Raw genomic sequence first — 20,116 nt, forward strand, 5'->3', positions numbered from 1 at the left:
CGGATACTTCGAGAGGAGTAAGTCCGGTTCCGAGGGAGGGTGTAGGAAACCTACCGCCAGCGGCGGCAAGGCGCCTTTACCCTACCCTACGAATGTCTGCTATCCAATACGGCGCGGATGATGTTCGCAAACTCCGAGTTCCTGCTGATGCTCAATCAGGCCACCACCGACCGGGAGCAGCTTGCCCGACTGCTGGGTGCATCGGATACGCAAATGAGCTATGTGGACAATGCCCCGGCTGGCCACGGGCTCATCAAGGTGGGCGGGGCCATCGTGCCTTTCGCCAATGAGCTGCCCAAAAATACAGAACTGTACCGCTTAATGTCAACACGCCCCGGTGAGGACTGACGCCATGCGGGACTTGAAGATCAGACCCGGCATGGATACGCCCAAGGCAAAGCTGAAGAACCCCGCGCCCAAGGACGCGGATTCCATTCTGAAAAAGCACATGGACAAGCGGCAGCAAGAGAAAGAACCGGAAAACCGTGATCCTGTACGTTATGCCACTGACCGTGCGGAAGAAAGTATGCGCCGCGGCGCAGCCGCAGCCGCCAACAGCTCCTGGCGTATGATAAAACGCTATCGGGAGAAACAACGGCAAGGCAAAGAAAATGTGCAACAGAGCTACAAAACGGACGATGCTGCGACGGTAGAGAGTGATCTGCACAGTCCCACAGTACAATATGATAATTTATCGCCGTCAACCTCTGTACGAAGTGAAGCGGGCTCATACCCTCTCGAGAGTTCACAAGATGCAGAGGCCACGCCCCCGCGGGAGCGGGGGCGGCAAAAAGCTGTGCAAGACGCAAAGACCACTTATCGGCGGCACCTTGCCGAAAAAAGAACAACAGATCGGCGCATTACACCACCGCAGCCTAACCGCGGCGGTGCGATGGCCACTCCGCAAAAAGGCAATCAGGGGGCGTCGGTTAAGAGTGGCCCTGCCCCAAAGGATGGGCGGGCCTTGGCCAAGGCCCCACGCACCATGCGTGTTAGGCAAGCCACACATACAACACAGTCTGAAACGATCATTGCACGCCAAACGCGGGCAGCGGCGCAGAGAAAAGTGCAGCAGACAATGCTTCGGGATGCCACGAAGGATAACGGCAATACTGCAAAAAAGCTGAGCAGAACAGCGGTGCAGGCGGTGAAGACTGTGGGCAGAGGGGTAGCATCTGCCGGCAATTCGATCCTGACAGCAGGCGGCGGCGCGGCGGTACTGGTGCTGCTTCTGATGGTGATTCTTGTGGCTGTCATTGTTGCTTCACCTTTTGGAATCCTCTTTTCCAACGAGAGCCGGGAAGCGGGCGTCGTACCGATCTCTGCCGCGGTGGCGCAGGTCAATTATGAGTACAACGAGCGGTTGGAGGAATTGCAAACAGCGGACAGCTACGACTCCATCTCCGTGACCGGGCGGTCTGCCGATTGGATAGAGGTGCTGGCGGTATTCGCTGTGAAGGTTGCCGGAGCAGATGTAGATGCCGCAGACGTGGCCACCATGGATGCCGACCGCATCGCTCGCCTGAAAGCGGTCTTTTGGGACATGACCGCAATCACAACGGAGGTGGAAACGATCAACCATCCCGGCAGCGGTGATCGTGACGGCTGGACGGAACGAAACCTCTATATCACCATTACCGCAAAAACGGCAGAGGAGATGAAAACCGCGTATCATTTCAACCGTAACCAAATCGCGGCACTGGACGAGCTGCTGGAGCAGCGGGATCTCCTGCGGGAGCTGATCGAGGATGTGTACTCCGTCAGCGGGGATACGGCGGCGCTGATCCGCAATCTGACGGAAGATCTATCGCCGGAGCGCGAGGCGGTGGTACGCACCGCCTGTTCTCTTGTCGGCAAGGTGAACTATTTTTGGGGCGGAAAGAGCCTCGTGATCGGCTGGGACGCCCGATGGGGTGAGCTGCGGCTGGTCACGGCGGCAGGCAGCTCCACCACGGGGACCTACCGCCCCTACGGACTGGATTGCAGCGGCTTTGTGGATTGGGTTTTCTACAACCAGTCTGGCGGCAGCTATGTCATCGGCCACGGCGGCGGAGCCACCATGCAGCACAGCCATTGCACCGATATTTCGTGGGCGGACGCACAGCCCGGTGACTTGGTGTTCTACCCGGATAATTCCCATGTGGGCATCATTGGCGGCAAAGATGCCAATGGCGAATTGCTAATCATTCACTGCGCCAGCGGCTATAACAATGTGGTTATTACTGGTCTGGAGGGCTTCACCTCTATCGCAAGGCCCGACTACTACACAAACTGACAGGAAGGACCGGCGCGATGCGCCGGTCCTATTTATTGTGAAATGGGGGAAAACGATGAGAAAGAAATTGACGGTATGCTGTACCGCATTTTTGCTGGCGCTGTTGCTGACGGTTCCTGCATTGGCGGCATCCAGTGCATTTCAGGACGTGCCGGAAACTGCGGACTGCTACGAGAGTGTGATATATCTTGCGGACCATGAGATCACGCAAGGCACAGGGAACGGATGCTTCTCCCCAAATGCACCGGTGACGGTGCGGCAGTGGGCGATGATGCTCTGCCGGGCCTATGATATGAAGGTCGAGGGCAGCTCATGGAGCGAACTGAGCCAAAGCGCTGTGGAGCAATCCTACCGGAAGAACTGGCTGAACGAAACCGCACTTTCCGCGCCCAATATCCAGCTATGCCGGGGAGCGCTGCTCAAAAGCGCCTTTGCCGCAGCCAAGATCCCCGTTTACGACAGCGTACTCTATGCGGGCGGCGTGTCGCTGCCCGATCATGAAAACTGCATCCGCATCGGGAAGGAGCTTCAGCTCTGCGGCGAGGCGAACACTGCAAATGAGATCGTCACCCGCAGGGACGCTGCCATGCTCCTTCACGCCATCCTGACCAGAGCCTTCACCTTGGAGGCTCCGCCCGCGCCGGTGGCTCTGGTAAACGCGGCAGGCGTCAACATCAATGACTACCTGGTGGCGCTGCGGCAGATGCCGGAGCCGATGCTTGCCGCCTTTAACGCCGCCGGCTGGACATACCGTATCGACTTCGACTACATCAGCGACCTCAGCAAGCAGCTAAACATTAGCTGCATTGGAGCCACCAACTACAGCCAGAAAACCATCTATCTCTCGGAAGCCAGCGCGACGCTCCATGAATTCGGACATTTCCTCGATTGGACGCTGGGAATCCCTGCGGAGCATGAGCAGCTATATCTGGCGGAGGCGCAGAACTCCGGGCTGCGGGATTATTCCAAAACCAACGCCAGGGAATACTTCGCAGACAGCTTTGACTACTGGATCGCGTACAGCGGCAGCGAAAAACGCATGGAAACCTTTCGGAATGCCGCGCCGCAGACCTGGGCCTACTTTGAGGCGCTGGAGAAAAACAACTGGAGAAGCTGACAACCCTACTATTTCCGGGGCCGTGGTGAATTGCGCCGTTCCCTCTGTATCCGCGCCGCACAGCAGGCGATCATTTCCTCCGGCATCGGGACCGCACCGGCGTACGGAATCTCGGAGACGATACCGGTGTCCCTTGGCTGCGCCATGAGGATGGCAAGGCTGATTTCCCTGCGGACTTCTTCCACGCTGATCCCTTCACGCGCGGCGATGACTTCCATGGCGCGTCGCGCTGCGGCAAGCTGCTTGGCATTTGTTTTCATACGGTTTCCCTCCTGATATTTCTCTTAGCGGTATTTATCGCTTAACTTAACGATAATATAACATAGACATGAGGGGAAAACCGTCGAACACGGTCGAAAGCAGGAAGTTTTATCGTTCAATAAAACGATAGCGGACGAAAAAAGAGGAAGCCTGCAAAGGCTTCCTCTGTATCAGGTCTGATCGTGGTTCATGGCGCGCATGGTCTGCAAAACCGCGTCCTTCTGCTGGGGAGTCAGATTCACCCAGTTATCAAAAAGCTCATTCAATTCCGGCGTCAGCTCCACCATTTCGCCCTCTGCGAAGAACTGAGAAAGCGAGATGCCGAAAGATGTACAGATCGCTTCCAGCGTACTGATGGAGGGAATCGTATTGCGGTGATAGATATTCGCAATGGTAGAGTTGGAAAGACCGCAATTTTTGGCCAGCCGGTATTCTGACCATCCGCGCTCGTCCAGTAGTTGATGCAGCCGCTGAAGCGTGTCCATAGTTTCGTCACCTTTCTTTCCTGTATATATTTTATCGTTTCATTGAATGATATAATATTGTTTACTTGTATGCGATATATCATTTAATAAGACGGCAAAGGCAACGAAAACAGGTAAAAACCCCACGGACAGACAAATCCGCCCCTGTCAGGCTCAACGCTTGACAGGGGCGGATTGTTTCTTGTTTAGTTCTGTGCTTCTCGCTCCTGACGCAGAAGCGCGATGCAGATTTTGAGCTGATAGGCTTTGTGGATACCCAACTTTCTGTAAATGTTCTTGCGGTGTGTGGCGATGGTGCTTTCCGAGCAGTTCCGTTGTTCGGAAAGCTCACGGGGGCTGCTGCCATCGGCCAGGGCCTCCAAAATCTCCCGCTCTGTCGGCGTCAGCATATCATAGCCCACCAGGAACATCTCATAGGTCGCCGGATCGATCTCGGATTTCCGGAAGTAGGCCAGTCGCTGGGCGTCGGCCTGCGCCGCTTCAAACTGCCCTTGCAGCTCTTCATTCTTATCCAAAAGCTGCACGGCCTGCTCCTGCACAGTCTGCTTTTCCTGTTCCAGCGTGGTGATGATCTTCTCATTCTCCCGATCCTGCGCCTGCAGCGTGGCGGAGATCGGTTCAAAGTCCGAAAACGCCATCTGCTCGCCGCCGCGGTCCTCGTCCCGCAGCCGATCCAGATCCCGATGCACCGGAGCAAGATACCGGCGCGCCAGATACAGACAGCAAACGATGGCAGAAAACAGCAGCAGCGCCGAAAGCAACACCGTCTGCATAATATTTTTGGCAACAGCGAGATTGTAATCCTCTTTCGGGATCAGCACCGCCAGCGTGTGGGGCGTTCCATCGCCCTTTGCCGCGGTAAGGCTTTTCACCATGCCGACAAAAGAAAAACCGTCGCCGTTCAGGGACACCAAACCGCTGCTCATGGGTTTAACGGTGAGAGCTTCGGGGGGAACATAGCAGAAGCCTTCCTCCGTATAGGTCATCAGGGCAGCTCCCGCGTCTAAGGTGTCGCCGCTCTCCGTGGTCAGCAGGCAGGCGAGGTGGCTGAGGTTGGAGGGCTGGTCATAGCGTGCGGAAAAGAAGGACTGGTTGATGGCGAAGCCGCACATTCCATAGATCGTGCCGTCTGCCCCGATCATGGGGATCGTCAGCAAAACCGCCTTTTCCGAGGTCCCCGGCAGCGTAACAAGGTCAGTGGTGCGGCGGGAATCGGCAATCGGGGCGGCAGCCTGTACGGTATGCTCCGCGTAATTGGGGAACTGCCCAATATGGAATTCCTGGGCCCACTTCCGGTGCGGCATGACGTTGTGCGCTTTGCCCACGCTGGCAATGCCCCGGAACAGCAGCAGGTTATTGGTCACGCGCCCCGCGTTTGCCCGTTGCACATAGAGGCCGCTGCGGGCATCCGCTGTATCCCCGTCACTCATGGAGCTCTCCAAAACGACGAACGCGCCGGAGCAGTCCGCCTGTCGGACATACTGGCTCAGCGGCTCCAGCATGGCGTCCTCCACCGCTTTGGTCGCCTCCACATTCCCGTCCAAATCCTCAAAGGAGATGCCCTGCTGTACCAACGTGTCCTCCAGCAGCGCGGTCATATCCTCGGATAGAAGGATGCTCATAACGGAGACATTGTGCCACAGGGATTCCATATCGTTCTGAAAGAACTCCATCTGGAGATCCAGCGCCTTTTTGATCTCGGCCTTGGGACTGCTCAAGCGGCCAAACAGGGTGAGTCCCGCATAAAGCGCCGCAACCAGCAGCACCGCCAGCACGATCATGTAGCCGATGAGCTTATGCCGCATGGAGCGCCGCGCGTTTTTCAGATAGGACGATACCTGCATGGCCTTCACCTACCTTGATGGAAAGTTACGGAAAAGTGATTTACTGGATGGAGCGGAACAGCGCCCAGGTCTCCTCCGCCAGCGCCTCCACATCCTCGCCGGCAACGGCTCGCTGGGGCAGCTCCTGCTGCATCTGCCGCAGGCCGTCATACAGGGTATGGACCTTGGAATAGTAATCCGTGAAGCGCACTTCGGCCAGCGGGGTATAGGTTTCCTGCATGGTCTTGAGGGCGGCGTAGAGATTGGCATAGCCCTGATCGGCAAATTCTACTTCGTCAATGGAATCAAAGGCCCCGTTCCGCACCGGCATATAGCCGGTAGAGGTCACGAAGTCCAGATTGCGCTGCTTCTCCGTCAGCCAATGGGCAAACAGGCTGGCGGCCTCCGCCTTCTGTTCTGTGGTCTTGTAGGCGCACAGGCCCACGCCCGCCTGCGTCATCAACGGCTCCGCCCCCTCTGTCATGGGCAGGGGGACCACCTGCAGGTCCATCGGCTCGCTATGGCCGTCCTCATAGGTGACGGTATCATTATAATAGAGGATCGCCGCCGAGGAGCCAAGGCCGGAGAGCACCTCGCCGGTCATCACCTGGGTATTGGAATAGAGATCGGACACCACGATATGCCCCTGGGCCAGCGCACGGGCAAACTGCATCCAGCTCTCCTTGAAAACGGCGTTGTCGAAGTCATACCAGCCGTCTTCCGTGTAGAAATCCTCTGCGCCATGCTCCAGTGCGTTCAGCTCCACGGCGCGGATGGGATAGTCCATGGCGCAGAAGGGCTCCGTACCGTTCGTCCAGTCATAGAACTTCCCGGCAGCGTCATAGAATCCCTCCCAGGTGGAGAGATCGTCATAGGTCACGCCGGTGGCCTCGGAAAAGCGGGTAAAGCCCGTGCCGTTGAGCATGAGCAGCTGCGTGGATTTGGACAGGGGGAACACCAGCAGTTTGCCGTCATCTGCTTCGCCGTCGGCAAGGAAACCGGACACAAATTCACCCTGTTCCTTCTCCGTGAAATAGTCATTCCAGTCCAGCAGATTGTCCTCGCCTAGGGCGATGGCGTCTCCGATGTGGCAGGTGAAGAGGTCCGGCATCTCCTGCGCGGAATCCCCCTGTGTCTCCAACAAAAAGCCGCCGATCTTCGCGGCGCTGCTCAGTTCCGTCACCTTGACGCGGACGCCCTGCTCCTTCCCCTCGGTGCGGTTGAATTCCTCCACCAGCGTGTCCATCGGGGAACCGGCCTGCTCGCCGTATACGTGCCACATCGTCAGCTCCACCGGCTCCTTGGGCGAGAGCAGGGACTTGTTTCCGCAGCCCGTCAGGGCAAATATCAGGATGAAAGCCATGAGAATGGCGTAACCTTGCTTTTTCACCGCTATGTCCTCCACATACAAACACTTGTCCGCAAAAACGCCGCTTTCCGGCGATTTTTGAAAATTTTTTTCGTCTGTCTACCCTAAATCGAGGTTTTAGGGTATGACAAGATTTTAAATCTATGGTACAAAACAGGCAGACGGGGAGGCGAGATCGCCGTTTGGCTCCCGTCAATGAACAGAGAATCGTGAAAGAGGTACCCCTTTCGGTTGGAGCGAAGCTCCAACTGAAAGATCGCTCGACGCTCTATATCCTGTCGAGCCGACCGCCTCGTTAGGCATTGTAGCATATTCCACGACAGCTTTACAAGACGAAATGAAAAAAGAAAGGAGGAATGCGGATGACGCAGGTACGGAAAACGGCGACCTACCGGGTCGTCACCGACTCCGGAGGCGGCAGGATCTTTCGCTTCTACTGCGACATCTCCGGCGAGCTGTGCTGCGTGAGCAAGCCCATCCGGGCGGACACGGAGGAAGCGGCGCTGGAGCTGGCGTGGGAACAGGAGGGCAAGTGGGAGTTCAACCTCTGCCCCAAATGCGGGAAGTATGTTTCCTCCGCTATGTTCAATGTCAACGCGGGATTGTGTCTGGACTGTGCGCCGTGGGAGGACGAGTACCCCTCGTTCTGTCATCACTGCGGCGTCCGCCTCCAGGAACCGGACGCCTGCTTCTGCCCTATCTGTGGAGCAAGATTGCAGGTGGGCGGCACAGACGGAAAGGAGGAAGCCAAATGACAGACTACGACCTGAGAACCCGGAAAGCTCTGCGCCGGGTGGTGCTGCTGGAATATGGCTTCGGGCCGGAGACATTGCGGGGACGCAAAATCTGCCCCAGCTGCGGCAAGGCCAACAGCGCCGACCGGACGGACTGCGCCGACTGCGGCGCACGTCTGCCGGAGATGACCCTCTACGACTTCTACCGTTCCCGCCACCGCTGCTGCCCCGGCTGCGGCGTGGCCGTCACCAATGTGGCGCGGTACTGCCCCGAGTGCGGGGTGCGTCTGCCCAAGGGGGCGGCGAGACGGGAGGCGGCGGTATGAGCCTCTTCCGGAGGCGGGAGCCGCCCCTGCCGAAAGCGGCGGTGTGCTTCAGCTCGCCAATCAGAACGCGCCGCGCGGCGGACTGGCTGCGAAATCTGGGCGGCTGCCGGCCAATCGGCGTCCTCTCCGATGACTGCGGCGATGTGGCCTGGCAGTGTGCTGCCGAGCAGGCGGATCTCCTGCTGCTGGAAACGGACTTTTCCAGTGAGATAGAGGAACCCAAGGACGTTTCCTCCCGCTGCGACATCGCCATCGAGGTGCGGCGGAAGCTGCCGGACTGCCGGGTCTATCTCGCCTGTGAGGACGGCTACCCGGAAAAGCTGGCCGCACTGGAAAAGGCCGTGGAGCTGAAGCTCATCGACGGCTACTGTCTGGGAGCCCTGACAGACCGGCAGGCACGGGCGTGGCTCCGCGAGACGGCAGAGGCCATGCCGGGCGGGAGCGCCCGGTAAAAACCGACCCGGCGGCCGCGAGCCGGAACACAAACGCGGCACACAACAAATTCTTTCGATGAAGGAGGAAGAAATCATGAAAAAGCAATGGCTCAGCATTGTATTGGTTCTCTGTATGGTGCTGTGCATGGCGCCCACAACGGCGCGAGCAGCAGAGGGTGAAACGGGTACGCTGAAGATCACCGTGAATGTGCAGGGACTGTATGGGGGGGTCGATGCAGGAGGCAAGACATTTAGCTTTGAGATTCTCCGCGGATATCCTGCTGGTTATTATCCATGCGACACCGCGACCATTACTATTGCGCCGGGCAAAACAGAGGGCACAGTGTATGTGCCAGTCGAGGCGGGAAAGTATGTCGTAAAGCAAATCAGTCATGCTACGATAGACAAATATGATTGGGAGAATGCGTCCTATCAACCCGGCAACCAAATTGGAAGCGACGCTCAGGAAGTGTATGCAGGCACGACAAAGTCGGTTACCGTATATAACTTTTACGAAATAGCGGTAACAAATGAGATCACAGAGCTGCCGATCAAGATCAACGGATATGCGCTGAATGCAAAGGTGGGCGACATCAAGGCTTCAACAGAAGACCAGATGCGCGTTACTATCAATAAGGTTACCATCAAGCAGCGTAATGCAAGCGGCGGCTGGGATAATCTGGCACCTGATGCCACGATTCAGGCAGATATCCAGTATGGGGTAGAAATCCTGGTTAACGCAAAACCGGGGTATACCTACACCGGGCTTACAGGGGATAAGGTGACCGTAAACGGGAAAAAAGCAAGCGTCTTTGAGAATCCATCGACTCAATCCGGCGGCAATATGCGGGTATTCCACGAGCTTGAGGTGCTGCAGGTCGTCAAGACGGTGAAGAGCATCGAGATCACAACACCGCCCACCAAGACCACATACATGGCCGGCGACAAGTTCAACCCGACGGGCATGGTGGTCACCGCGCATTATACCGACGGCACCACGGATGACCTCCCCAGAGACAAGTACGCGATCTTCTGTGGTAACAATGATGACAAGCTTACGCAGGGGCAGACGTATGTGACGATCCAATATATTGATGGCAGCGGCAATAGCGGTATCAAGGCCTACCAGAAGATCACCGTGGGCGCGTATGAGGGGCCCCACACCCATACCTACGCTGGCAGCCCGTGGTATTCGGATGAGAACAGCCACTGGCATCAGTGTACCGATACGGGCTGCCCGGATCGGTACGGCAGCACAAAGGATCTGGAGTCCCATACCTTCGTGTGGATGGTAGACCAGGCGGCCACCACGACCCAGACCGGATTGAAGCACGAGGAGTGCACCGTCTGCCGCTTTAAGCGCAATGAGAATACGGTGATCCCCGTGCTGACCGGTACCGGCGTCACCACCTATCCCATCACCGTGATGAGCGGCAAGAACGGCGGCGTGACCGCGAGCCACAAGACTGCTTCTAAGGGCGCGCTCGTCACCCTGACGGTCGCTCCCGACAAGGGCTATGTGCTGGAGACGCTGAACGTCCTCGATCAGAACGGCAGCGCGCTTCCGCTCACCCGGCAGAACGGCAAGTATAGCTTTACGATGCCCGCATCTGCCGTTACGGTCAAGGCAACGTTCATGGATGACAACACGATGCTGAACTTCTTCGTGGATGTTTCCGCGAGCGACTACTATTATGACGCGGTGCTGTGGGCGGTTGAGAAGGGCATCACCAGCGGCACGAGCGCCACGACCTTCGACCCGAGCGGCAACTGCACCCGCGCGCAGGCGGTCACCTTCTTGTGGCGCGCTGCCGGTTCCCCCGCAGCCAAGAGCAAGGTCATGCCCTTTGCCGATGTGAAGGCTGGCAGCTACTACGAGACGGCAGTGCTGTGGGCCGTGGAGAAGGGCATCACCAAGGGCACCAGCGACACCATGTTCAGCCCCGACGCAACCTGCACCCGCGCGCAGATCGTCACCTTCCTGTGGCGCGCAGGCGGCAGCCCTGCCGTGAGCGGCAATTCCGCCTTCACCGATGTGGCCTCTGACGCTTACTACGCGGCGGCAGTCACCTGGGCGGAGAAGAACGGCGTCACCGGCGGTATCGGCGGCGGCCTGTTCGGCTCCGACAACAACTGCACGAGAGCCCAGATCGTCACCTTCCTCTATCGCAGTGTGAAGTGATCCTCCGGGCATAATGCGCAAGCAAATCACCGAAAGGCGCGGCGGCCACGCCGCCGCGCCTTCCCCCCCTTGAAAGGACGATTATGAGAGGAAGAAAAACGGGCGTGAAGAATGAACCCTTTCCCACCGAGCGAGGAGGCATATCCATGAAAAAACGAATCTTCCTGCTGGCGGCGCTGGCCGCCGGTCTTGTGCTGTGCCTCGCCGCTTGCGGGGAAACCAACGGAGACCCCGTCACCGTCACCCTCTGGCATGTTTACGGAGGTGAGGTGAACTCACCCATGAACGCGCTGGTGGATGAGTTCAACCGCACCGTTGGGCAGGAGCAGGGCATCCGGGTGCGGGTGGACAGCGTCAGCAACAGCGGCATTATCCACGAGAGCGTGCTGGCCGCCGCCTACAAGGACCCCGGAGCGCCCGAGCTGCCGGACCTGTTCGTGTCTTACCCAAAGACCGTGCTGGCGCTGCCGGATGAGAACATTCTGGCGGACTACCGGGACTATTTTACCGACGAAGAACTGGAGGGCTACCTCCCTGAATTTGTTGAGGAAGGAACAATCCATGACCGGCTGGTCATTCTGCCGCTGGCAAAATCCACGGAGATCCTCTTTGTGAACAAAACGGCCTTTGACCGTTTCGCCGCCGAAACCGGCGCAAGCCTGGACGAGCTGGCCACCTGGGAGGGGCTGTACACCATGGCGGAGCGGTATGCGGACTGGTCGGGCGGCAAGTGCTTCTTTGTTCACGACTGCCACTTCAACTATTTCCAGGTGGGGGTGGAATCGCTGGGCGAGGACTTTTTCGACAAGAACGGCATTGCCTTCGGCCCCAAATTCGCCTACGCATGGGAGCCTTACGCCAGAGCCGCGCTGACCGGCGGGCTTTGGCTGGGCAGCGGCTATGCCACCGAGCCGCTGCGCACCGGCGATGTGATCGCGTCCGTCGCCTCATCCGCCAGCGTGCTGTACTATTCCGACGTGGTGACCTATGAGGACAACCGCACCGAGCAGGTGGAGATCGTCTCGCTGCCCTGTCCCATCTTTGAGGACGGAGAAAAGCTGGTCATGCAGCGGGGTGTGGGAGTCTGCACGGTAAAGTCCACGCCGGAGCGGGAAAAGGCCTGCATGACCTTCCTGAAGTGGCTGACCGAGCCGGAGCGGAACGTGGATTTCGTTACGTCTCTTGGATACATGCCGGTGACGAAGGAAGGCTTTGACCGCTACCTGCCTGCCGCTATCGAGACGCTGAGCGATCCCATGTATGTTTCACTCTATGAAGCCTTTTTGAAAACACGGCAGGACTACACGTTCTATGTGCCGCCCCAGCGGGAGGATTATCTCAATCTTGAGACCCACTTTGAAAAGGCGGTGCGTCTGCGCCTGGCAGCCGGGCGGGCCCAGTACCTGGAGCAGGGCGCGGACGCGCTGGAGCCGCTGCTTCGTACCGTGCGGGAAGAGCTCCAAAAAAGCTATGGCAAGTGACAAAAACGGGAAGGGAGGAATCTCCGTGCTGCGTTTGAGCAGGCGTCTGTCCAAAACTGACAGTTCAGCGGGCAACCGCAGCATCGGCGGCAGTCTGGCGCTGTACTGGCTGTGCATGGTGCTGGCGATGCTGGCTGCCGCGCTGCTTCTGCTGAGCGTGACGGGTGTCCTCTCCCGCACAGCACGCCAATTCGGAGAAACGGCGGCTTTGCAGCAGAGCAACACCGCCGCACTTTTTACTGCCCAGATGGATGCCCTCGCCGCGCAGGGCATTGAGCTTTCCGAAACAGTCGGTGGAGAGCTGGAGCGCTTTCTTGCCCACCGCGGTCTCTCCTTTGACGCGTTGAACGACGATCCGGCGCTTATCGCAGAACTGGAATCCCTGATGATCCCCACTCTGGAAACCGCCATGGCGGGCAGCACCTGCAGCGGCGTATATTTCTGTCTGGATGCTACGGCCAATACAACGCTGCCGGAATCCAAGACCTCCCGCATGGGGGTGTATCTCCGATATTCCAGTCTGTGCTCCGCCCATCCCAGCGGCACCACAGCCTATTTCCGGGGAGCGGTGGATGCCGCCCGGGAAAACGGCCTGCAGCTTCATAACCGCTGGAATCTGGAGCTGGACACGTCCCTGGTCCCCGGCTACCGGCAGGTCATGGCGTGGGAGGGTGAGCGGCTCTCCGGCGGCTGCCTCTGGACGGGGCGGGTACCGCTGCTGGATACCTGGGAGAGCGTGACGCTGCTGTGTGTTCCCGTGCGGGATGGGAACGGAACGGTGCGGGGGGTCTGCGGCATGGAGCTCAGCGAGCTCTACTTCGGCCTGTCCCACAGCACGGTCCCCAGCTCCTACGGCAGCTTTCTGATGCTGCTGGCCCCCATGAACGGGGATACTCTCCTTCTGGATAAGGCCATGCTGGGCAGCACGGAGGGGACGGACCTGTCGGCCTCCGGTGAGATGAGGATCCGAAGCGGCCGGGACTACGATACCTTTATCTGGAACGATACGACCTATCTCGGAAAGTACCAGATCATCCCCGGACGGCTGGCGGATGGCTATCCCCTGGCGGCGGTGACGCTGATACCGGAGAGCGGCTACCGCCACCGTGCCCAGACCGCCCGCATCGGCTGGATCCTTGGCTCCCTGGGCTTCCTTGCGGGGATGCTGGTGCTGGCCGCCGCCCTTTCCCGCCGCTTTGCCACGCCCATTACCCAGGGCCTTGCGGCGGCCAGAAGTCAGGCGCAGGACTGGCAGCCCACGGGGATCCGGGAGATCGACGAGCTGACGGCCTACTTCCACAGCCGCCTACGGGAGAGCCCGCCCGAGGCCGCCCTGCCCCGGCAGGTGGAAAGCCTTGTGTCCGAGCTGATCGACCGGGCAAAGGGGCTGACCGGTACAGAGCGCGTGATCCTGCGCTACTATGCCGAGGGCTATGCTGTCAAGGACATCTCCGGCCTGCTGTTCATCAGCGTGGGGACGGTGAAGGGCCACAACAGCCACATCTACAGCAAGCTGGGAGTGGATTCCTACGACAGCCTGAAAGCGTATCTGGATGTTCTCCGGCGCTGTGAGCGGCTGGAGGAGCTGCTGCAGGGCGGCGGTAAATGATCGTACCGATGAAAAAGGCTGCCGGTTGGCAGCCTTTTTCATATCGATAACGGACACAGGGGTGTTTTCCCGTGCCGCAGTACCTGCCCAAAGGGCGAACATCCCTATCTCTGGACGGAGGACGGAAAAACTGTCCTCCGTCTTTTGCTTGTTGAAAATATCCAATAGGCACCGATTGCTTTTGTGCGTTCCGTCTATGACTGAGTCCTGTTTTTGCGGTTTTTGCCCCAAAACAGGACGTAGGCCTATATCATTTTACGGAAAGCTATGGTAGAAATAAGCTGAGACACCGGCATTCCCGCCACCAGGCCGTCCCCCATTCCGTCGGCGGGAAAAGCAATTTTTTTCATGGTTCCGCAGGAGCCGGAAAAGGAGGAAGACGACAAATGAAAAGACGAAATCGCGAAGAAGCGTACGCTTCTTCCACGAGGAGAACTCCTCGTGGAAAGAGGCTCCTGTCGTGGCTGCTGAGCATCGTGATGCTGCTCTCGCTGCTGCCGGGTATGGAGCTTCATGCCCACGCCTTTTGGGACGACTACGACCAAGGCTTCCAATGTCCTATCTGCGACCACTACCACTGGGCTGAGAATATGTGCGACTGCCTGTTCTGCACCATTGACTGCAACTACGAGTGTTGGGTTGAAACCCATTGCAACGACTGCGGTCTGTGCCTGGGCGACACGCCCTACTGGTGCGAGGAGTGCTTCAAGTGCGAGGAGTGCATGGAGGAAAAGCACTGCTCCACCTGCGCCAAGTGCTACATCGGCGAGGATGACCAGCTGTGCGGCAACTGCTATAAGGGCCCCTGCTGCTCCATAACCATCTGCGACTCCTGCGGCTTCTGTGACGACTGCGCAAACGATGACAGCGACCCGATGCACTGCTCGCTGTGCAACAACTGCTTCGGCACAGTGGACGAGTGCGTGGACGACGATGATACCGGCGTCATCCACTGCGTCGATTGCCACACGGCCTGCGAGCAGTGTGAGGAATGCCTGCTGAACCAGGAGTCCTGCGAGGAGTGCGGCCTGTGCCTAGAGTGCTGCAGGGATAACTCCGATGCCGGCGGCTGCCCGGACGGCGAGACCTGCGTGGAAAGCGCCGAGTGGGACGAGCACATCTGCCCGGGCTGCGACGGTTGGGTCACGGATAAGGAGGACGAGGACGAGTTCTGCGAAATCTGTGAGCTGTGCAGGGAGTGCTGCGAGGGCAACTCCGACTGCTCCGAGGGGATGTGCGCAATGGATACGGACTACGCGGATCACTTCTGCGAGGACTGCGGCCTGTGCTTCCACGACAGCGATCCCTGCGAGGACGGCTGCGATCAGCGCTGCAAGGACTGCTGCCGGGACGCCGTGAGCGCTATGGGCTGCGATCATGACGAATGGTGCTTCAGCGACTCTGATTTTGAGAATCATCTGAAAGAGAAGCATTCCGGCGCTGAGCATACGCACATCGCTTCCTCGTCCTGGTCAGCCGACGGAACGCAGCACTGGCATCCCTGCCGCTATTACGACGGTGAAAAGCTGGCTGCTGCCGGCCATGAGTTTGACGCCAAGGGCGTGTGCAAGGTCTGCGGCTACATCAGCGGCAGCGCCATCGTCATCACCCGCCAGCCCAAGAGCGTCAAGTGCAAGACCTCTATCTACGTCGATTATGACGAAGAGCCGGAAAACGGCCTGCTGTACAGCGAAAATAACTGGGTCACCTTCTCCGTCTCGGCAAAGAGCCTGAAGGGCGACGAGCTGACCTATCAGTGGTATCAGAAGTATAATGCGAATCCCGCGATGGCGCCCTACAAGCTGCCGGATGATGTGTATTATTATGAGGGCGTGAAAACCCCCACGCTGAAATTGTCGGTTCCCGCCGAGTCCTGCCAGGATGACTACTCCTACTTCTGCGTCATCGGCAGAAAGGGCGACCCCACGGACACCGTGAAAACGGCGGAGGCAAAGCTGACGGCCACCCATGCCTACAGCTATCAGCAGGCGGGTGTGCCTGTGCCCACCGACGACAGCGAGAGAACGCCGAAATACAATGTCACTTGGGTCGATAAGAATGGGGTTACCCATAACGGTGTCGTGGGCGGCGACCCAAAGTGCGACGGCCACAAGCTCCCGTGCCTGTTTGAAGCAGGCGAATACGGAGCGCACTATATGACCACCGGCTCCAAGGAGCGCATCTTCCCGCATAAGTTTAAGTATGACAGAAGTTATGACGCGGTGGGCGGCGGCAGGGTTGACATGCTCGTCTGCACCGTCTGCGAATATGAAGTTCCTGTGAAGAGCCATGTCCATGAGTACGGCTGGAACTGGGACTGCACCGGCTTCGGCAGTATCTATGAGTATACCTTCAACATCGGCGGCTCGACCAAAACGGTGGAGCAGCTCATCCTTGAGTCCGGCTATGCCCACCCCGAAAAGTGCAAGGTTCCCGGCTGCGAGGAGTTCATCATGGTTCCCCACAGCTGGGGCCGCTGGAATGTGGTCAAAAACCCCGATAATGCGGGCGGCAAAGGCGGCATGGAGGCTGAATGCAGCGTCTGCGAGTACAAAGAGACGAAAAAAACTGACGGCGATTGGACAAAGGACACCGCCCTTGTGACGGTGAAAAACGGCCGGGCAACCCGTATGATCGTCAAGCCCGGCGACAAGATCAGGCTATATCCCGAGGAGAGAACCGGTCAGAAGGCCATCGGCTGGAAGGTGGAGTATCTCCGCGAATACAATGAGTATGACATCATCGGCGGTATGGGATTGCCTGTTCATAAAAAATGGAATGCCAACGAGGCGAAGTCCCTGTTCAAGCTGGTAACCAACGGCTCCGCGCTCGAGTGGGGCTGCACGATCCCGGCGTTCAGAACCATGGGCGCACCCGGCGGCGGCCAATTCTTCTTTGAGCCGGTCTATGCTGCCTGTGACCACAGCGGCGGCACCACGGTGCTCAACGCAAAGCCGCAGGTCTGCGACCGCAAGGGCTACACCGGCGACACCGCCTGCGCGGACTGCGGCCATATCATCAGTGCCGGTTCGGATATTTACCCGCCCGCAAACGCCGGTCATACCGGCCCGCTGCAGCCGCTGTACTACTACGGCACGACCAACTCGGCCACCACGGACAAGACCCAGTCGGGCAAGCGCTATAACGCCAGCACGGGCGACTGCAAACACCGCGCCTATGAGGGCGACTACCGCTGCACGGCCTGCAGCGGCACCGTAAAGGGCAAGACGGGAGAGTTCCGTCATAGCGGCCCCTTTGAGTGGCGCGATAAAAGAGCGGCAACCTGCACCGGGAAGGGTTATTCCGGCAACCAGTATTGCGTAAAGTGCGACAAGATCGTGCAGAAGGGCGCCTCTACCCCGTCCCTCCACGAAATTGCCGGCAACTACCAGCTGATCCATGCGGTGAAGCCTACCTGCACCGCCGCGGGTTACAGCGGCGACTATAAGTGCACGGGCGACTGCGGACAGATCTTCCGCTACGGACATGTCCTCAATAAGCTCGGCCATGACTGGGATAGCGGAAAAATCGCAACGCAGGGCAAGAGCGACGGCATTCTCTACACCTGCCGGCGCGTCGGCTGCGGCGAGACGAAGTTCGTCAAGGGCGCAACACTTCCCAAGTATGTCGGCGCCGTCAAGCTGACGGTCACCGCGCCAGCGCTGGGCGAAGAACCGAAGACAGAGGTGACTTCTGACAACGGTACAGAGAGCCACTTCTCCGTGCAGAGCGTCAGCTGGAATCCTGCGGATACTGCTTTTGCGCCTTACGTCAAGTATACCGTCAGCGTCGCGCTGAAAGCGGCGGACGGCTATACCTTCGCAGGAAATTCCTGCAAGATCAACGGCGAGAATGCGGCCTTGAAGATTGATTCGACCGATAAGACCACCGCGACGGCAGTGTACACCTTTGCCGCCCTGTCTGATGCAGAGGCAGAAAAGTATCAGCTGGTTCTCTGGCATTGCAGCGCATGGTACATGGACGGCGATGTCAAGGTGGAATCCGTGGAAGAGGACTTCTATGTTCCTGCCGGCGCGACCGTCCATCTGGTGGCAGACAGCAGCTTTCAGGAAGATGGCTTCTGCCGCTGGGTGCGCGTGGACGATACAGACGATACCACGCTGATTCTCAATTCCCGCAGCCTGACCGATGCAACGCTGGTCATGCCGGCAGAGTACCGCGAGGTCGGCCCTGAGAACCATGAGTTTATTCCTACACAGAATGCCTGCAAGGATACAGAGAATCCTGCCGCGCTGCTGCGTCCCGCAACCTGTACGGATAAGGGCGTCTACTATCTCTCCTGCTATCACACGGGCTGCTATGCGGTCGATCACAGCCAGACCTTTACGACTCCCGCGCCGGGGCACGATTTTGGCGGCGCGTGGCTGATGGACAAGAGCGATCACTGGCAGCTCTGCCAGCGGTGCTTCGCTGAAATGAGCGCGCATGCTGCGCATGACTATGATCCTAAGAGCGAGACACCGAACACCTGCACCTGCGGCTACCAGCGGCCGGAAGCGGGTGCAGAAGCCTGCGAACATGAACATACGAAGCTGGTCAACGTGAAGGCTCCCACCTGCCTGGATAAGGGATACACCGGCGATACGGTCTGCACGGACTGCGGTGTGTTGGTTAAGCCCGGAACGATCATCGATGCTGCCGGCCATCAGTTTGGCGGGGAGTATGAGGAGTATACGAAGGATCCGGAGCACTATCACGGCAAGCAGTGCACCAACCCCGGCTGCGACCTCTGGTATGCATTGGAACTCCACGATTTCCGCCAGCCGACCGTGTTGTCTAAGCCGGAGTGCTATCAATGCGGCTACCAGAAAGTGGGCGGCGAGATCGTGCGCTATCTCGTGACGTTCTTCTCCGACGGGGAGCTCTGGTACGAGCAGCAAACGGTCGAAGGCGGCGTGCTGAGCGATGTACCCAAAGCACCGCCGAAGAGCGGCTACCACTTCCTCGGCTGGTATCTGGAGGACGGCACAGAGGTCACAACGAGCACAGTGTTCGGCAGTGACGCCACCGCCACGGCAAAGTGGAAGAAGATCCACAGCACCGGCACCGCTGTTAGCGCCACCACCTATCCCATCACCGTGATGGACAGCAAGAACGGCGATGTGACCGCGAGCCACAAGTCCGCCTCCAAGGGCACCACCGTCACCCTGACGGTCGATCCCGACAAGGGCTATGTGCTGGATACCCTCACCGTTCTGGACGGCAAGGACAAGGAGATCAAGCTGACTGAGAAGAACGGCAAGTTCACCTTCACCATGCCCGCCAGCAAGGTTACCGTGGAGGCCGCGTTCAAGGCTTCTGCCCCCACCGGCAAGAATCCCTTCATCGACGTGCCCGCAGGCTCCTACTATGAGGACGCCGTGATCTGGGCCGTGGACAAGGGCATCACCACCGGTACCTGCGCCACCACCTTCAATCCCAACGGCATCTGCACCCGCGCACAGGCCGTCACCTTCCTGTGGCGCGCTGCCGGGAGCCCCGCCACCAAGTCCGCAGTCATGCCCTTTACCGATGTGAAGGCTGGCAGCTACTACTATGACGCGGTGCTGTGGGCCGTGGAGACCGGCATCACCAAGGGCACCAGCGACACCATGTTCAGCCCCGACGCCACCTGCTCCCGCGCGCAGATCGTCACCTTCCTGTGGCGTGCCAACGGCAGCCCAACTGCCAGCGGCAATTCTGCCTTCACCGATGTGGCCTCTGACGCTTACTATGCGGCGGCGGTCACCTGGGCGGAGAAGAACGGCGTCACCGGCGGTATCGGCGGCGGCCTGTTCGGCTCCAACAACAACTGCACGAGAGCCCAGATCGTCACCTTTATCTATCGCAGCGTGAAGTAAGCTTCATCAAAAGATGGAGGACGGAAAAACCGTCCTCCATCTTTTCCTTATTGAAAATATCCAACAGGTATCGTTTTCTTTTGTGCGTTCCGTCTATGACTGAGTCCTGTTTTTGCGGGTTTTGCCCCAAAACAGGACTTGGGCCTATATTTTTTTCCT

General features: G+C 58.6%; 13 protein-coding genes and 1 pseudogene. 10 read left to right on the forward strand and 4 right to left on the reverse strand.

The features are described 5' to 3' along the window. Nucleotides 1–54: 54 nt before the first annotated feature. The 3 genes and pseudogenes from NI20_RS0110100 to NI20_RS14265 all read left to right on the forward strand — a co-directional run. Nucleotides 55–348, forward strand: a pseudogene (locus NI20_RS0110100) (VirB4-like conjugal transfer ATPase); the annotation flags it as partial. Between the two features lie 718 nt (nucleotides 349–1,066). Then, nucleotides 1,067–2,275, forward strand: a complete 1,209-nt coding sequence (locus NI20_RS14635; protein WP_242842980.1) for a C40 family peptidase — start codon at nucleotides 1,067–1,069, stop codon at nucleotides 2,273–2,275. A gap of 55 nt (nucleotides 2,276–2,330) precedes the next feature. After that, nucleotides 2,331–3,392, forward strand: coding sequence for an S-layer homology domain-containing protein (locus NI20_RS14265; RefSeq protein ID WP_197055382.1), 1,062 nt, complete (start codon nucleotides 2,331–2,333; stop codon nucleotides 3,390–3,392). A gap of 8 nt (nucleotides 3,393–3,400) precedes the next feature. Here NI20_RS14265 and NI20_RS0110115 read toward each other — a convergent pair whose 3' ends face one another. The 4 genes from NI20_RS0110115 to NI20_RS0110130 all read right to left on the reverse strand — a co-directional run bounded on the left by NI20_RS0110115 (nucleotide 3,401) and on the right by NI20_RS0110130 (nucleotide 7,351). Further along, nucleotides 3,401–3,652 carry a hypothetical protein gene (locus tag NI20_RS0110115; RefSeq protein WP_033121280.1) on the reverse strand — a complete coding sequence of 84 codons (252 nt, stop codon included), beginning with the start codon at nucleotides 3,650–3,652 and terminating at the stop codon, nucleotides 3,401–3,403. Between the two features lie 171 nt (nucleotides 3,653–3,823). Then, nucleotides 3,824–4,138, reverse strand: a complete 315-nt coding sequence (locus NI20_RS0110120) for a helix-turn-helix domain-containing protein (protein ID WP_052084586.1) — start codon at nucleotides 4,136–4,138, stop codon at nucleotides 3,824–3,826. A 185-nt stretch (nucleotides 4,139–4,323) separates the two neighbouring features. Beyond that, a complete protein-coding gene (locus NI20_RS0110125) occupies nucleotides 4,324–5,982 on the reverse strand; it encodes a helix-turn-helix transcriptional regulator (RefSeq protein ID WP_033121281.1) in 1,659 nt (552 codons plus the stop codon). A gap of 40 nt (nucleotides 5,983–6,022) precedes the next feature. Next, a complete protein-coding gene (locus NI20_RS0110130; protein WP_033121282.1) occupies nucleotides 6,023–7,351 on the reverse strand; it encodes an ABC transporter substrate-binding protein in 1,329 nt (442 codons plus the stop codon). A gap of 341 nt (nucleotides 7,352–7,692) precedes the next feature. On the opposite strand from NI20_RS0110130, the gene NI20_RS15425 reads away from it, so the two are divergent. The 7 genes from NI20_RS15425 (at nucleotide 7,693) to NI20_RS0110165 (ending at nucleotide 19,957) form a co-directional block, all read left to right on the forward strand. Continuing rightward, the gene (locus NI20_RS15425) at nucleotides 7,693–8,085 is read left to right on the forward strand and encodes a hypothetical protein (protein ID WP_033121283.1); all 393 of its coding nucleotides are present in this window, start codon (nucleotides 7,693–7,695) and stop codon (nucleotides 8,083–8,085) included. After that, the gene (locus NI20_RS15430; RefSeq protein WP_052084587.1) at nucleotides 8,082–8,390 is read left to right on the forward strand and encodes a zinc ribbon domain-containing protein; all 309 of its coding nucleotides are present in this window, start codon (nucleotides 8,082–8,084) and stop codon (nucleotides 8,388–8,390) included. Before NI20_RS15425 ends, NI20_RS15430 begins: the two co-directional genes overlap by 4 nt. Continuing rightward, nucleotides 8,387–8,842 carry a hypothetical protein gene (locus NI20_RS0110145; protein WP_033121284.1) on the forward strand — a complete coding sequence of 152 codons (456 nt, stop codon included), beginning with the start codon at nucleotides 8,387–8,389 and terminating at the stop codon, nucleotides 8,840–8,842. Before NI20_RS15430 ends, NI20_RS0110145 begins: the two co-directional genes overlap by 4 nt. Before the next feature lie 76 nt (nucleotides 8,843–8,918). Next, the gene (locus NI20_RS14275) at nucleotides 8,919–11,006 is read left to right on the forward strand and encodes an S-layer homology domain-containing protein (protein ID WP_052084588.1); all 2,088 of its coding nucleotides are present in this window, start codon (nucleotides 8,919–8,921) and stop codon (nucleotides 11,004–11,006) included. 146 nt (nucleotides 11,007–11,152) lie between these two features. After that, nucleotides 11,153–12,487, forward strand: a complete 1,335-nt coding sequence (locus NI20_RS0110155; protein ID WP_033121285.1) for an extracellular solute-binding protein — start codon at nucleotides 11,153–11,155, stop codon at nucleotides 12,485–12,487. Between the two features lie 25 nt (nucleotides 12,488–12,512). Then, nucleotides 12,513–14,096, forward strand: a complete 1,584-nt coding sequence (locus tag NI20_RS0110160; protein ID WP_033121286.1) for a LuxR C-terminal-related transcriptional regulator — start codon at nucleotides 12,513–12,515, stop codon at nucleotides 14,094–14,096. 386 nt (nucleotides 14,097–14,482) lie between these two features. Then, the gene (locus tag NI20_RS0110165; RefSeq protein ID WP_081958465.1) at nucleotides 14,483–19,957 is read left to right on the forward strand and encodes an S-layer homology domain-containing protein; all 5,475 of its coding nucleotides are present in this window, start codon (nucleotides 14,483–14,485) and stop codon (nucleotides 19,955–19,957) included. Nucleotides 19,958–20,116 lie beyond the last annotated feature (159 nt).

Origin of the sequence: Oscillibacter sp. ER4 (assembly GCF_000765235.1) — a bacterium.
Taxonomy (GTDB): domain Bacteria; phylum Bacillota; class Clostridia; order Oscillospirales; family Oscillospiraceae; genus Hominicoprocola; species Hominicoprocola fusiformis.

Coding starts and splice junctions, on each gene's coding strand:
- NI20_RS14265 (WP_197055382.1), top strand. CDS start 2,331: ATGAGAAAGAAATTGACGGTATGCTGTACCGCATTTTTGCTGGCGCTG.
- NI20_RS0110115 (WP_033121280.1), bottom strand. CDS start 3,652: ATGAAAACAAATGCCAAGCAGCTTGCCGCAGCGCGACGCGCCATGGAA.
- NI20_RS0110120 (WP_052084586.1), bottom strand. CDS start 4,138: ATGGACACGCTTCAGCGGCTGCATCAACTACTGGACGAGCGCGGATGG.
- NI20_RS0110125 (WP_033121281.1), bottom strand. CDS start 5,982: ATGCAGGTATCGTCCTATCTGAAAAACGCGCGGCGCTCCATGCGGCAT.
- NI20_RS15425 (WP_033121283.1), top strand. CDS start 7,693: ATGACGCAGGTACGGAAAACGGCGACCTACCGGGTCGTCACCGACTCC.
- NI20_RS15430 (WP_052084587.1), top strand. CDS start 8,082: ATGACAGACTACGACCTGAGAACCCGGAAAGCTCTGCGCCGGGTGGTG.
- NI20_RS0110145 (WP_033121284.1), top strand. CDS start 8,387: ATGAGCCTCTTCCGGAGGCGGGAGCCGCCCCTGCCGAAAGCGGCGGTG.
- NI20_RS14275 (WP_052084588.1), top strand. CDS start 8,919: ATGAAAAAGCAATGGCTCAGCATTGTATTGGTTCTCTGTATGGTGCTG.
- NI20_RS0110155 (WP_033121285.1), top strand. CDS start 11,153: ATGAAAAAACGAATCTTCCTGCTGGCGGCGCTGGCCGCCGGTCTTGTG.
- NI20_RS0110165 (WP_081958465.1), top strand. CDS start 14,483: ATGAAAAGACGAAATCGCGAAGAAGCGTACGCTTCTTCCACGAGGAGA.